This window comes from Formosa undariae (genome assembly GCF_042427615.1).
GTDB classification, from domain to species: domain Bacteria; phylum Bacteroidota; class Bacteroidia; order Flavobacteriales; family Flavobacteriaceae; genus Formosa; species Formosa undariae.
The window spans coordinates 677,044-693,639 of the sequence record NZ_JBHMEZ010000003.1; the positions used below are offsets into that span (position 1 = coordinate 677,044).

Genomic DNA, 16,596 nt, shown 5'->3' on the forward strand with positions numbered 1-16,596 from the left:
AACACTAATTATTGAAGTAATAAAAATAGTCAAGGTCTCATGATTTGGATATAAACCATGGTTCAATTACTATAAATTATATGCCTAAACGCAACAAGTGAAGCTAAAGGCCACTAAAACCTATAACTTCACTTGCGCGAATTGAGTTTATCTACATTTTAGTAAACTTTATAATTTAACTTCTAAATCTGAACCTGAAAAACTCACCGTCTGATTTTGTCCGCCAATCATTTCAACGACTAGCGTCATAGGACTTTTAGAATAGTCTAAATACTCGCTATTTCCTTTAGTAATTTGAAGTGTTTTAGTGGCTTCGGAATAATTCAATTTAAGTTCTGAATATTCACCATGTTCATAGTCGTAAGATTCGTTATCATCAAAATATAAGGTGAATGTTGCATCTGCGCCTGGATACACTTTTATACGCAAAGGCTCGTCTGTTTCTTGCGTTGCATATTGTACTTTCGGTCCGATTGGAATAATGCTTCCTGCTTTTACGTATAGCGGCGTTTCATCTAGATTTGCTTTCACAGTAATGGCTTTTCCGCCTTCCATTTTTTCATTTGTCCAGAAGTTATACCACTGTCCTTTTGGGAAATACATTTCTTTCTCGCGTTTCTCATATTCAGTAACGAAACCAACCATAATCGATTCACCAAAGAATAATTGATCCTTAATCTCCCAAGTATTTTTATCATTTGGATAATGATACGCCAGCGGACTCATAAGCTGCTTACTATTGGTTGTAATTTGCCAAGCTTGTGAGTAGATATATGGCATCAGCTGATAGCGTAAATCGATAAATTTTCGCGCTGTACTTTCAAATGCATCATCATATCTCCAAATCTCAGTTTCCGAAACATAGCCATGGATTCTAAAAATCGGACTAAATGTACCAAACTGAAACCAACGCGTTAATAATTCAATAAATTCTGGGTTGGTATATTGACTGTCGAACTCCGGATTAATAGATTTTAAATCTCTAAAGAACCCTCCAATATCGTGTGTCCAATATGGAATTCCTGCCATTGTAAAGTTTAAACCTGCAGCTATTTGTTCAGAAAATTGTTCCCAAGATGCTTCAACATCTCCAGACCATGAAGTAGCCCCGTAACGTTGTTGTCCTGCATATGCAGAGCGTGTTAAATTGAAAACACGTTCGTTAGAGAACTCTGCTCTTCTCCCATCGTACATTGCTTTTGTAACTAAAAGTGAATATGGATTTTGAACCTCTTCAAAACGACCAACTGCCGTCATTTGGATCGCATCTGTAACCCCTTCAGGTTCCGTCCCATCTAACCAAATAGAGCTTACGCCTTTATGAAACATCGAATCACTTAACATGCGATAAAATCGTTCACTTACGCCTTCATCATAGACATCTATATAGTTACTACTTTTAATCTTTTTAAGATTATATTTTGCTTCTAAAGCTTCATTTTTCACTTCAGGCCATACAGACACCATTAACTTTAAGTTTAAGGATTTTAATTCGTCTACCATAGCATCGGGATCTGGATATTTAGCAGGATCCCATTCTGGGCCTTTCGTTCCTTTTGGCCAATAGAACCAGTCTTGCACAATATTATCGAAAGGAATATTACGTTCGCGCATCTCATTTGCATTGGCTAACAATTCCTCTTGGTTATGGTAGCGTTCTCTACATTGCCAAAATCCGTATGCACTTTTAGCAAACATAGGTGCCGTTCCTGTTAATTTTTGATAGCGTGAAATTACAGCTTCCGGATTTTCTCCTTGCACCAAATAATAATCTATAACATTACCATGCGTACTGCTAAAAACAGTTTTATTGTAGTCTGGTTCGTTATAATATAAATTACCTGGAATTTTAGCACCTGTATTTTGAAATACTATCTTATACGTTTTTCCTGCTTCTAAATGTTTTTTTCCTGAATAACGTCTAGGCATCCAAATGGTAGAATAATTAATCACATCGTCGCCATCAATACTTACTTTAATCTCACCGCGCATCCGTCCGCCATTATCACTTAGTGCTAAAAAGTTATATTCGCCAGTTTTGGTTGGAGTAAACGTGGTTTCACGTCTATTTTTTTCTTCAGCCTCAGATTTCGTAATGTGTGCCGCAACATCTTCTTTTTCTCCGTCGACTGCAACCGTTGACGTTTCTTTAGTTTTAGCAACTGTTTTAGGTGCTTCAAATTGGATTTCATTTTGAGGCTGATTAAAATCTGTAAGGCTGTAATTATGCCAGTAGATACCATAGCCTTTGGTTGATACTAAAAACGGAACCGCTATTTCTTGATTGTATTGTTGAAGACGAATAGGGACATTTTTCCAATTCATAATACCACTTTGAAACTGCCCTAATCCATACAACCCTTCATCGCCAGCATGAAATCCTTGCGAAACAGTATGCTCTGCATTAGCATCCAAGTTTATAAAAGTCTGTTCATTCGTTTCTGAAACTAATTTTTTATCGTCTTTAGTTTCATAAGTTATCGTTCCATCGCTATGTACTAACACTTTAAGTAAAGCCGTACTGATGGTTAATTCATTCTCCGTTTCTTTTAATTCCCAATTCACGTCTTGAGGCTCTAAAACCGTAACATAATCTGGAATTGTTGACACAGGAGTGCCCTTTATTTCTTTTATTACATGAATAATTGCGTCATCAATTATTTCAATTTTCAGGATTAAACTATCTTGCTGAATAGTCACAGCATGATCGGTTTTTTCTAGATGATGTTTAAACTTAGAGTTGCAACTTGCCAACACCAAGAGAAACATACTTAAGATGCATATGCTCTTTTTCATAAAATCTTTTATTAATGGTTAGTTCTAATTATCTTTTTTGGGCTAATAAAACCCGTATTTCTGCTTATCTATTCTGAATTGCCTTCTGATATAAATCTTCAGTTTTCGTCCTTAAGGTCTTTAGAATCTGTTTATGTTCTGGATCGGTTGCTAAATTATTCTGTTCCGATGGATCAGTAACCATATCATATAATTCCTCAATTTTTGGGGTATGTTCGTAATACACAAAATATTTCCACCGTTCTGTACGCACACCATGTGCTCTATAAGATTTATTACTGTTTATTAAATTCTGATTTATCTCGTCTACATTTTCTTTGTAACGTTCTTTAAACATATCGACTAAAAACAAATCTTCCATAAACACAGCATCACGCCATTGCTCCATATCTTGAGTCTGATTTAATACAGCAGTAAGATCTTTTCCTTGCATACGATTTGAAGGCTCTAAACCCGCTAGCGACACAATCGTAGAAGCCATATCTACAGAGGAAACCAATGCCTTTTCACGACGTTTACGTTTAGATTCTGGCATACGACCATCGTAAACAATTAGGGGTGCCTTAACAGATTCATCATACAAAAGACATTTATCGAACAAACCATGTGAACCTTGAAAACGGCCATTATCACTAGTGTAAATAATGATTGTATTTTCAAGCATCCCTTTTTCTTTTAGCTTATCTACCAATAATCCTACTTGATCATCGACACTGTAACCTTGTGCTGCAAACCGACTGACAAGACGTTGATACATTTCTGGAGTCGATGACCTTTGGCGGTGCAAATACACGCCTCGAGCATTTTCTTTTACCACCTCTGGTAAATCAGGATTATCACCTTCTACCCAATTGTTAGGCGCTTCAAATTCATGATCTTTGAATTGCTCATAATGGGGCATATAGACATCTCTGTCTTTATCGTGCTTTACAGCATAAAAACTGACAGATAAACAAAAGGGTTGGTCTTCTGGTTGCGTCTCTATAAAACGAAGCATGGCCTCTCCAGTCCTTAATGTTCTTCCAGAATTTTCTCGACCTTCCTTAAAGATATTCTGTAATTCTACATCACTTTCAGGCCAAGTAACATGCCCCTTATAGTCGTAGGTTTCACTACCAGCAAAATAATCGAAAGTATTGCTTAAATACTGTTTATAAAAGTGTTCTTTTGGTGTACTCGGTCGCGTTGCTTTTTCGGTAACTGTAAACCCGACCTTACCTACAAAACCTGTTCTATAGCCCGCTTGTTTTAAAATTGCTGGGTAACTATTTTCAAAATCGGACTGAGACAATGTATAATCGTCTGGTGCTACAAAGCCCACTCTATGATTAGAATTAAAACGTCCAGTAAGCATTGTTACGCGACTAGGCATACAAATGGCAACTGCATAATAAGCATTATCGAAGGTAACCCCTTCTGCCGATAACTTATCTATATTGGGTGTATTGAACTCCAGTTTACCATAGCATCCCATATTATCCCAACGCTGATCGTCGGTCATCAAAAAGATGATGTTTGGCTTTATAATATTAGTGATAGCTGTTTCTATATTATGTTTTCCATTCGATTTACACCCTGCCAATAACAGAGCTAAAACGACTAAATTCACTTTAGAAAACCTCTTGATACTTTTCATGATTTAAAGCTTCTGTTTTTATTATTTAGTATTTGGAAATTCTTTTGGTAAAGGCGGCACATTTAAAGCTTCTTGTTCATCCGGAACTCGGTTTGAAGTAGTTTGTTTATCGCCATACCAGTAAACACCAACACCATATCCCATTTCACAATCGGTACCACTCCACACTTCCATATCTAATTGTAATGAACTTTCAAAAGGCATTCCATCTAGGGCACGTGTTCGTGTTTCCGTACTGTACCCCGTCGTATTTTTTTCGTTTGTTGTTTTAGGATTTAATTTATTATACACATACGATCGCGGTTGTGCATGAAACGGATGTTCATAAAATTCGGTACTTCTTCCGCCCCAAGAATAAGCGTAATAATCTTCTGTTCCTGTTCCGAAAATGGATGGAAAATCCTCGCCATCAACCCAAATTTTTTCGTCACCTTCTCCCCACCATCTTTTAACAGGGTTCATTATAGTTAAAGCATCACCAACATAAACACCTCGCCCTTTTAATGTCACATAATTCCAATCGGAAAACGGACGCGTTGCTACTGGGTATTGTCCATGCCATGCTGCATTAAAATACATACTTTCACTATCCCATTCCCAATCGCCTACGGTTGCCTCTAACGTAACATCCACTGGTTTTTTCCCTAAATTTAAGATGGTAATCTTACCCGAGTTTTGATAAGGCATTACCCAACGGCACGACATAGTACCATCGTCTTCTACTGTTTGATACCACCCTTTAACAGGATTTAAACCAATACCTGTCCCGAAGAAATCACCAATAGGAGTCCAAACGGTTTGTTGTCCATCAAACTCCATTTTTAAAACGACAGAACGCATTATTTTTGGATCGTTATAATCGCCTAATTTAAGAACAAGGGAACGTACTGCCGCTGTGCCATTAGGCAAAGCAATTGATTCTTCTTTATTAGACTTTAGCTTCGCTTTAAAGGAAATAGTTTCGCCCTCATTTGTGTTTTTTGGATTTGAAAGTTCTTCACCTATTTTTTCTGTAAGCGGCTTCGCTTTTTCAAAATCTGCCATAGTAAAAGTTTGAACAGGCGTCCCTTCATCATAAGCTCTGTATGTATATTGAAAAAAGTATGGCTCTTTCAATGCTGTAATTTTACAACCTTTGGCATAAGGTATTGGAAAAAATGAAACCCCTGAGCGTAACGATTGATGGGCAAACGGATAAGGAATAAGTCCCGTACCATCAAAAAGGCTTATCATATTGCCCTCTAGCACGGGTTTAGGATTACCGTCTAAATACACACGAATTATGATATCACTACCTGATTCCAATTGATTAAGCCATGGCGACCAAACTCTCACAATGGCCCCTGGACCAACATGATCCATTAATACCCATTCTTTTTCGCCATTGGTTTCTTCTGTTCGAATAAAATTGTGATCTCCATTCCCTTTATTAAAATCGTGATTTGTAAACCATCCAACCGAATCTTCTGGATTTACAGAAGCTCGATTGTAACTACTCGCCTGTTTTAACCTGAAATTTGTTTTTGGAAAACGTGCTATAGCATCGCGATCAACCATCTCGTTTAATAACGATTCAATGGTTATTTCATCTTTATTCTGCGCAGTACCAACAAGAGTGAATACTAAAAGAAGTGTACTTAAAATGTATTTTATTGCTTTCATATTTTCATGATTTTACATTGTATTTTCTCAATACCTAAAAAAATAACGACTTGTAAATCTGAATTTTACGCATTTGCATGCATCAATATCTTAGATCTAAATTTATCCATAGTTTGAGTTAGACAACGCGGTTTACGAGCGCAAAAAAACTAATATTAATATGCTATTTGTCTTATATTATCCATTAATTAAAATGAACGCTTCTCCATTATTTTTATGTTTCTATAAATCAATTCAGAATATTCGGCTTGTAAGGCTATAAAACCAGAATTGATACTAACACCTCCGTAATTACTATTAATAATCTCATTAACAAGTACGCCGTTTAAATAATATTTGGCACTATCGCCTCGAACTTTTAATAAGACTTCATTCCATCCTGCTTTTTCTTTATCGACAAACTTTTTAGATCGACTATAATCTACTTTTTTTAGAACTGAGATTTCTCCATCTCTTAAAACATCACAACTTACACCGAGAATACTCCATAAATCACCACAATCTCCTTCTTGAATTTGATATTCTAAACTTGGAGGCCAAGCATAAGTTCCTGCTTGACAATGATACAGTAAACCGGCATCGCGTATCTCATTTAGACGTGGTTCGAAACGACGTTCTCCCCATTTGAATTCGAATTTTAAATCGTAAGAGCTATACCTTTTTTTAGTAATTGCAACACCATAAGGAGCAGTTGAAGCTGTCCATTTATACATAGCCTTTAGCTCACCGTTTGAATACTCAAACATATTTTTAGCCTCGTCTTCTGTAGCATCGCCTTGTACAACAAAATCGTAATTAGCACCTGATTCTGTATTCTCAAATAAATCTACCCAAGTGTTTAATTTTGTAGCTCTTGTGTTTTCTAGATCTCTAATTCTAATATTTCTAAAAGCCACTCTTCCATGATCGCCTTGTAATCTTAAAGGTGCTTTAGCAACTTCTACCCCTGCTAATCCTTCTCTGGTTGCTCCGGTAACTTCTTTGTTTTCATGAATTATAACACCATTCAAAACAACTTTTTCAAACATGGCATTTTTTACTTTTTTACCCTTTGCATCAAATTTAGGGGCTCTAAAAACAATGTCATAAGCCTGCCATTCGCCCAAAGGTTTGGTTGCATTTACTCTTGGTGTTATTCCTTCGTAACCTTTTTGTTTTTTAGGTTTACTTTCATCCCAACGTTGGTAAATTCCGCCACAATCAGAAAAATCTACATTTTCTTTTCCGTAGCTATCAAAAATTTGAATTTCATATCTACTTTGAAAATAAACCCCCGAATTAGAACCTTCAGGTAACAAAAACTCTAGATGTAGTTCTATATCTCCAAAAGCTTCTTTAGATTCCAAATGGTCTGTTTTGCCTGTTTCTCCATTCACAAAAGAACCATTACCTACTGCATACCTAAATAATTTATGGTTTACCGAGTCTACTTTTACCTCTTCAGCCATAAACCAATCTCCTGTTGGTATATTAAAATCGTCTAATGATTTTAACTTGGTTTGTGAAAAAACAGAACTAACACAAGTGATTATAGCTATTAAGCAAAGTAATTGTAGTTTGGTCTTCATCTTTTTATTTTTTCACTAAAACAATTGTTTGTCCTTTGGTTGTTGCCATATCATACAAAAAGCTTTTAGGAGCTGTAAATTTTCCTAAAGTAGCTTTCTCAGAAACAATTGGTGTTTTAATATTTGCTGCTTGATAGAAAGTGTTCGCATTATTTCCTTTTGCATTAGTTAACGACTTCCCATCCTTAGATGCAAGTTCGTTATAAGAACGTATACGTAAGTTTCCTCCTAAATTAGATTTAATAACCGCTTTAACAACTTCACCATTTTTCCATTCTAAATCGGTTATTTCAAAACCACCTCTTGCACGTAACCCTTCTACGCTTCCATCTTTCCAAACGTCTGGTAAAGCTGGAATTAAATGAATGGCTTCATCATGACTTTGGACTAACATTTCGGCCAAACCAGAAGTAAAACCAAAGTTTCCATCAATTTGAAATGGCGGATGTGCATCTAACATATTAGCGTACGTTCCGCCTCCGTTTGGAGAGCCAGGTCTACCTACTAATTTAATTTGTTCTCCCATTAATTTGTAAGCATGATTTCCATCTAATAAACGTGCCCATAGATTTATTTTCCAATTCATAGACCATCCTGTTGAAGGATCTCCTCTTTGGATTAATGTATTTTCAGCACCTTGAAATAATTCAGGATGTCTGTAAGGTGACATTAAATTTGAAGGATACAAGCCGTATAAATGTGAAACGTGACGGTGTTTATCGTCTGGATCATCTAAATCTTCCATCCATTCTTGAACCTGATTGTGTTGTCCTATCTTCATAGGAGGTAACTTAGTTAAGGTCGCTTCCATTTTCGCTACCAATTCAGCATCTACATTTAACAATTTAGCCGCTGTAATTGTTTTAGTCAACATATCAAACACCAACTGATTATCCATTGTTGTTCCCGCCTCAATATTCACGCTTTTAGAACGCCCTTTAGGCCCGTGTTCTGGAGAAATTGTTGGAGAAATTATTAACCAATCATTTTTAGGCTCAGGAATTAAGAAACTTAAACAAAATTCTGAAGCACCTTTCATTGCAGGATATACAGACTTTAAATAGTCTAAATCACCATTATACATAAATTTGTCCCACACATGCTGAGATAACCACGTTCCTCCTGTAGTCCACATGCCCCATGTTGCTCCATCTACTGGTCCTGCAATTCGCCATAAATCTGTGTTGTGATGCGTAACCCAACCTTCTGCGCCATACATTACTTTAGCCGTTTCCTTTCCTGACACAGATAAATCTCTTACCATCTGAATTAATGGATCGTGCATTTCTGATAAATTAGTAACCTCTGCTGGCCAATAATTCATTTCTGTATTAATGTTTACAGTATAAGCACTTTTCCACGGTGGTGTTAAATCTTTACACCATAAACCTTGTAAGTTTGAAGGTTGTCCGCCTGGTTGAGATGAAGAAATTAATAAATATCTACCAAATTGAAAATATAAAGCAGCTAATGAAGGATCGTAACCTACACTAAACTCTTTAATTCTAACATCTGTTGGATGCTTAGCAGAATTGGAAATTCCTAAATCTAAAGATACACGATTAAAATACTGCTTGTAAAACGCTGAATGATCTGTAACCAAATCCTTATAATCTTTTTGTTCTGCTTTCGCTATATAATCGGCTGCTCTTTGGTGAGCATCGGCACTTACGTCTTGGTAATTAACAAAGTTTGTCGCTATAGAAATGTACAACGTTACACTGTCGGCATTCTTAACTTCCAACGTGTTTTTGGTGGCTATAAGGGTTCCTCCGTTAGGGACAATCTTAATTCTAGAATCAAATTCTACTTCACCTTTAATCGCTGGTGTTTCTTTTGGTAATCGTTTATTTTTATTATCACTACCAAAACCAGTCATGACCAATACATTATTATTTTCTGTATAAGTTGACACTTTTGCTGGTTCCGGGCGATCCATAGACGCATTAAAACTAATCTTACCAGCCTTATTGGCCGTTAATTTCATTACAATAACTTGATCTGTAAACGAAGTAAATATTTCACGTTTATACGTTACCCCATCTACGGTATATTGGGTGCTATTAATTGCATTTTCAATATCAAGTTCACGATAATAATCGGAGTAGTTCTCTTGATTTTGAAAATTCAACCTTAGATTTCCAACCGTTTCATAAGGCATCCCATGAGACACTTTGGAAATCATTTTATTATTTGCCAAACGATGTGCTTCATCATACTTTCCTTCAAACAATAATTTTCTAACTTCAGATAGTGCTCCTTTGGCATCGGGATTATCATTTCTATGTGGTCCTCCTCCCCAAAGCGTTAATTCATTTAATTGAATATTTTCGTTAATAGGGTCGCCAAAAACCATAGCGCCTAGCCTTCCATTTCCTAAAGGCAATGCTTCATTCCAATCTGCGGCCGGTGCATCGTACCAAAGTTTAAAATCTTTGTTTTGTGCATTGCTATTTACAGCAGCTAGCAAGGTCAGTACTAAAACATAAAATGCTTTTTTCATTTTTATCATTTTTTATATTAAAAAACTATTTCTATTCTTTAATTAGTTATCTATTTTGAACATCTGATTTTTTATTATGAAAATAAAAACCTTTTATAAGGTCATTTAAACAAAATAGGAATCACAGCAATCTTAAACGGATTAAAACCAAAGAAGACTAAAAACTTTCTTACTTAAATTAATTCTTAAAATAATATTTTCAGAATCTGCAATTGAAAAACCTACGAGTAGACTTCATTTTAAAGGCGTCTTGACGATGTGGTTTTAATGCTTCATAAACTTACCTCTTACCACATAAAACAACAAAAAAACGCACCTTATATTAGGGTGAAAGAGGAAACAAAATAGGGTAAACCATGTATCTTTTAACAATCTACACCCTTGAAAATGAATCATTCGTTATACTTGGAAGCAAATTCGGTAGGTAACATATTAAATTCAGCTTTAAAGCATTTAGAAAAATATTTCGGACTTGAGAATCCTACTTTGTAAGCTATTTCTGAGATGGTTAATTTACTTGATTGAAGTAATTGAGCCGATCGTTTTAATCGGATAGATTTTATAAATTCTGAAGGAGATTTCCCCGTAATGGACACAATTTTTCGGTACAAATGCCCTCTACTTATGTCTAAAGATTTACTTAACTCATCTACAGAATACTTTGAGTTACTTATATTATTTTCGACAAGATCTAAGGCTTTTTGAATTAGCTGCTCATCTACAGAAGTTACTGTAATCTCCGACGGATTTACTTCTATTTTTTTACTAAAAACACTTTGTAATGCTTTACGTTGGGCTAACAAACTATTAATTCTTGAGATTAATACATCAAAACTAAAAGGCTTGGTTAAGTATTGATCTGCGCCATTCTTAAACCCAGTCACTTGTTGTTCCTCCGATATTTGAGCTGTAAGTAATACTATCGGAATATGTGAAATTCGGGAATCGTTTTTGATTTTTGAGCACATTTCATTTCCATCCATTTCTGGCATCATGACATCGCTAATAATTAAATCTGGAATATATTTTAGCGTTTGTTTTAAGCCTTCTACACCATTAGGGGCTTCTATAATTCTATAATTCTTATTCAAATTATCTTTTAAAAAGCCGCGTAAATCGCCATTATCTTCTACTAATAAAATTAATGGTGTTTTCTTATTTTGTTTTTTATGCTCATCGGCTTCTAAATCATCATGCTGTAGCTGAATGTCTTCTGCTTCCATTTCCTGTTCCACAACATTCTTAAGTTCAACTAAAGGCATTTCGACTTTAAAACAAGCTCCTGCTCCTAAACTACTTTCTACTGTAATTTCGCCTCCAAGTAGGTCCACGTATTCTTTTGTTAAAGCCAATCCAATTCCGCTTCCCTGATTGCTTTTTGAAGTTGAATGATCAACCTGGTAAAAGCGCTTGAAAATAGTTTTTAACTGATCTTCTGGAATCCCAATGCCATCATCAGAAACGAGTATACAACATGTATTAGCTTCTTTATTGAAACTTAATGTAATAGAAACATGTCCTTTTTGAGGCGTAAACTTAAATGAATTTGAAAGTAAGTTGAATATAATTTTTTCAATTTTATCATAATCAAACATCGTTTGACAGCTTTCAACATCCGTTTCAAATTCAAATTGAATATCTTTTTCATTAGATAATTCTACAAACAAATAGGAAAGCTCTCTTATAAACTGAACCAAATCTCCCGTTGCAGTATGTACCTTTAGTTCTCCTGAACCTATTTTTTGAAAATCTAAAAGTTGATTTACTAAATTCAGTAATCTCTTGGTATGACGCGACATTAATCGCAGTTGACTGGTCTGCGATGCATCGTGATTTCCTTTTAATATTTTTTCTAAAGGCCCCAATATTAGCGTTAAGGGCGTTCTAAACTCATGACTTATATTCCCAAAAAACTTTATTTTTAAATCATTTATTTCTTGTTCCTTTTGCAGATTATTACGCTTTATCGCATTATGTCTAAACCACAAAAACACAGACACAAAAGCCATTGAATACAGCATATACGCCCACCATGAAAACCAAGGCGCTGGCAAAATTTTAATATTTAAGGTTGTGCCAACCTCATTCCAGTAGCCATCGTTGTTCGCTGCTTTTACTTTAAAAATGTAGTCTCCAGCATCTAAATTGGTATACGTTGCCTCTCGCTTGTTTCCGATATAATTCCAATTTTCATCAAAACCTTCCATCATATACGCATACTCATTCTTTTCTGGAGAAGTATAGTTCAATGCCACAAACTCAAAACTAAACACAGATTGTTTATGGTCGAGTACAAGGTTTTCAGTTTTACTTATTTGTTTCTTTAATGGTGAATTCTCCTCATCTACAGGAACTGACTGATTGAATAATTTAAAATCGGTCAATAATACATTTGGAATAAGCGTGTTGTTCGTAATATCCTTCGGATTAAAAATATTAAAGCCATTATTTCCTCCAAAAAACATTTCACCATTCGCCATTTTAGAATACACAAAAGGAGAAAATTCGTTAGCCTGCAAACCATCATGCAGATTATAATTCTTAAACTGCTTTGTTTTAGTATTGAATTTTGAAAGCCCACTATTAGTGCTTATCCACAAGTTTCCTTCATTATCCTCTAAAATACCTTTCACCGAATTTCCGGCCAAACCATCCTTAGTTGTGTAGACTTTAAACGTATTTGTTTTTCTATCCATTAAATTAATTCCCAAAGACGTACCTACCCATAAATTTTGATTTTTATCTTCGTGTATACTTAAAATATAATTTTCGGAAATGCTATTCTCATCGCTAGAATTACTTAAAAACTGTTGAAACTCGCCTGTTTTAGGATCAAACAAGTTCAACCCATTAATAGTTCCTATCCAGATATTTTTACGTTGATCTTGATAGATCACCTTAATCCGGTTATCTGATAATTGATTATTTGCTCCCGTTTTTCTGTAGTGCGAAAACCTTTTGTTTTTAGTGTTGTAAACATCCAACCCCTCAGTTACGGTCCCAATAAACAAATTATCATCGTACTTTAGTAAGTCGTTTATACTGTTTGAGGACAAACTGTTTGAGGACAAACTGTTTACGTTATTTTCTTGATGTCTATAAACTTTAAATGTTCCGTTGGCTTTGTCAAAAAAATTTAAACCATCCAGAGTTCCCACCCATAAATATCCAGGGCGATCTTCTGTAATGCTAAACACAAAATCGTTACTTAAACTTAATGGATTAGATGGATTTGAGTGGTAATGTGTAAACGTTAAACTGTCTCTATTAAATTTACTAAGTGTTCCTCCTACTTTAGTTCCCACCCAAATGTCTCTATCAGAATCCTGAAACACAGCTCTAACCCTGTTATTTAATAATCCGTTAGGTAAATTATTATCTTTTACATGAATAAATTCTTTTCTTCTTTTATCTAAAATATTCAAGCCCGAATCCAGCGAACTAAACCATATATTTCCGAAAGCGTCCTCAAAAATATTGGTAACAACATTACTATTTATACCTATAGTATTGTTTTTATTGTATAATAGTCTGTGTGTCTTTTTAGTTCTTTTATCGACATACAGTAACCCTTGATCTCTTACAGAAAACCATAAATTATCGGAAGAATCGGAAAAAAGATTGATTTCTTTTCCTAAAAACTCTAAAGGAAGTGGGACTTTTTTAATTTTAAAATCATCTTTTAATTGAATATAATATGCTTCAGTACGCATGCCTAATAATACCGTACCATCCCTTTGAAGGTGCACATTAACAACACTTACATCTTTTAAAAGATGAGTAAAAGTTTTAGATACTTTATTAAAAACATCTAAGCCTTCGCTGGTCCCTACTAATACGTTTCCTTTGGAATCTTGACCAATACAATTAATTGTATTTGAATTTATTGAGTTCTTATTTCCTTCAACATGACCATAATTATTAACAGTATACGTATTAATATCTAAACTATATAAACCTGAATTATCGGTACCAATCCACAACGTATCATCATCTACATATAGAGATTGGATGGTTATACTTCCTAAGCTTTCTTTAAAAACGGTATTAAACCTCGTGATTTTATAGGTTTCTAAATCCAACATATTTAAGCCTTGATGCGTACCAATCCACAATTGCTTATTTTTATCTTCGGCCAGAGTAAGAATTAAGTTATTACTTAAGGACAACGTATCGGTAGGTGATTGAAAAAAGTTAAGAAAAGAATAGCCGTCGTAGCGAGACAATCCGTCTTCTGTACCAAACCACATAAAGCCATCAGAATCTTGTATGGTCGTATGTACCATATTAGACACCAAGCCATCTTTAACAGATAAATGTTTAAAGTTAAAGTGTTGCGCAAAACCTGATAAACATATAAAAACGCTAATAATGGTAAGTATATATGCTTTTTTCATTTGATAAAAATACTGTTTGCTTGCCTTTTTTTATAATAGCCATCTTTTTGGAGCACTATCAAGCTAGAAAATCATTTTATTAAAAACCTTAACCCTTACTTACAATTATTGTGTTTTTTCAGCCAAGGAGACGCACTTAAAGCATTCCTCTTAATTAGATTTTCAATATAAGTAACGAACTAAACACTCTAAAAACCAAATATATCTTATATACTCATCATATGAGTTCAAATTATTTCATTGGTTTTTTTCATAAAAGTACTGAGATCATTCAATTTTCTATTTTACTTCTTGTCACTTTCAAAAACGAAAAATAGGATTAAATATGGATTAATTTTCAGTTTTAAACAACGAGGTAGGCAATCCTTCTTTGTTATATAAATTAGCGCCTTCAGGATTTGAAGACCACGCATAGCGCACCTCAACAGGGTTCTTAATATCTGTATGCCAAACTTCCACTTGGTTTTTATTTATAATTTTAGCTTCTGCCCATTTCCATTGACCATCATTACCTCTGATTTGAAAACGACGTAAAGGTTCATCAACTTCCCTAGTTGGTTCCATTACATGTTTTTTTCCAACCATTAAACCTGAACCAACATGATTAAATTCTATAATTATTTTATCTTTTTTAATGGTTGAGTTCTTATACAGCGGTCCACTAAAAACGATATCTTTTTTATAAGCTTGTTTAAGTGCCCAAAGCGAGAGTCGTTTACCTGTATCTACTTTGTTTTTTGGATGAATATCTTTCGCTTCTCCAATATCATTAAGTACAGCGAGTCCTGTGTTTGGAAGTTTAAGAATTTCACTTTGCTTGTATGAAAGTAAAGCCCAACCATCTTCGTCTCCAACAGGCGCTTCGTTTGGGTTCTTATAGTTTGCGAGTTGACTGGCATAAAAATAAAACGTTTTCTGTCCCCACATTTTTCTCCAACTTTCAATCATAGTCGAAAGTTTTAAACCGTAGGTTTCTGCACCATTCTCCGTATTACTTTCTCCTTGATACCAAAGCGCTCCTTTTACTGCAAATGGAATTAAAGGATGAATCATTGAATTAAACAAGGTTGCAGGTATTTGTCTATCTCGATCTGGATGTACGGACTTTCTTGGTTTGGAAGGTGCCTTCTTGCCTTCTCTTTCAGCTTGTTCTACTTGTGCTTCCCAATCTGTTAAAAGCTGTTTATATTTTTCATCTTCTTTAAAAGTATCCCAAGATGCTAATGCATTTTTATAATGCGCTAATTCCTCATTATACGCCACCTTCAATATTTCATTTTCTTGGTAAGCCTCCTTTGGCATCCAAGGTTCTATTCTCGTTGCTCCTAAACTGCAACTTAAAATAGCAACAGGAACTTGTAATTCCCGGCGTAATTCACGTCCGAAAAAATAAGCAGTTCCCGAAAATTCATTCACTTCGCCATGTACAGCCTTAGACCAGTTGCCTCTTCCTTGATTTTTTTCTTCAAAAACACTAAAATCTGGACCAACTATAAATTGACGAAATAACGGATCGTTTGCGGTAGCCGCCTCTTCTCGTAAATATTCAGCAATAGGTTCATATTTTGGTTCGACAGCTTCTCCGATTAACATTCTAAACGGACGATACATATTAGATTGTCCGCTGCACAACCATACTTCGCCAACCAAAACATCTAATATCTTTAATGTGGTGACTTCATTATTATATTGAGAAGTAACTGTTAGAACTCGTGATTCACTTGATGCTTCCAACGGTTCTAAATCGATTCGCCAATTGCCTTCGGCATCTGCTTTCACCTTCTTTTTCTGATCTGCAAACAAAACCTCCACCATCGCATTAGCTTCTGTCGTTCCCCAAACAGGGACCTTTTGACTACGTTGCAACACCATATGATCTGCAAAAATACTTGGTAACGTTATTTCAAAAGCAAAAGTGCTTTGTATACATACCAATAAAAATATAATCGAGATACTTTTCTTCATAATTCACTGTATTTCTATATTTTACTAAAAGATTATTTCAATAATTGTAAACATTTAAACGTTTATGAT

7 protein-coding genes are annotated in these 16,596 nt (G+C 34.9%); all 7 read right to left on the reverse strand.

From position 1 onward, the window contains the following. Window positions 1-168 precede the first annotated feature (168 nt). On the reverse strand, window positions 169-2,796 hold the full coding sequence (locus tag ACFFVB_RS06325; protein ID WP_382381873.1) for a glycoside hydrolase family 31 protein: 2,628 nt from the start codon (window positions 2,794-2,796) through the stop codon (window positions 169-171). Between the two features lie 64 nt (window positions 2,797-2,860). Beyond that, window positions 2,861-4,432 carry a sulfatase-like hydrolase/transferase gene (locus tag ACFFVB_RS06330; protein WP_382381874.1) on the reverse strand — a complete coding sequence of 524 codons (1,572 nt, stop codon included), beginning with the start codon at window positions 4,430-4,432 and terminating at the stop codon, window positions 2,861-2,863. Window positions 4,433-4,453: 21 nt separating this feature from the next. Further along, window positions 4,454-6,094, reverse strand: a complete 1,641-nt coding sequence (locus tag ACFFVB_RS06335) for a glycoside hydrolase family 172 protein (RefSeq protein WP_382381875.1) — start codon at window positions 6,092-6,094, stop codon at window positions 4,454-4,456. 188 nt (window positions 6,095-6,282) lie between these two features. Further along, window positions 6,283-7,662, reverse strand: coding sequence for a 3-keto-disaccharide hydrolase (locus tag ACFFVB_RS06340; RefSeq protein WP_382381876.1), 1,380 nt, complete (start codon window positions 7,660-7,662; stop codon window positions 6,283-6,285). A 4-nt stretch (window positions 7,663-7,666) separates the two neighbouring features. After that, window positions 7,667-10,165, reverse strand: coding sequence for a glycoside hydrolase family 95 protein (locus tag ACFFVB_RS06345; protein WP_382381877.1), 2,499 nt, complete (start codon window positions 10,163-10,165; stop codon window positions 7,667-7,669). Window positions 10,166-10,557: 392 nt separating this feature from the next. Beyond that, on the reverse strand, window positions 10,558-14,562 hold the full coding sequence (locus ACFFVB_RS06350; protein WP_382381878.1) for a hybrid sensor histidine kinase/response regulator transcription factor: 4,005 nt from the start codon (window positions 14,560-14,562) through the stop codon (window positions 10,558-10,560). 330 nt (window positions 14,563-14,892) lie between these two features. Beyond that, on the reverse strand, window positions 14,893-16,527 hold the full coding sequence (locus ACFFVB_RS06355; protein ID WP_382381879.1) for a sialate O-acetylesterase: 1,635 nt from the start codon (window positions 16,525-16,527) through the stop codon (window positions 14,893-14,895). Window positions 16,528-16,596: the final 69 nt, after the last annotated feature.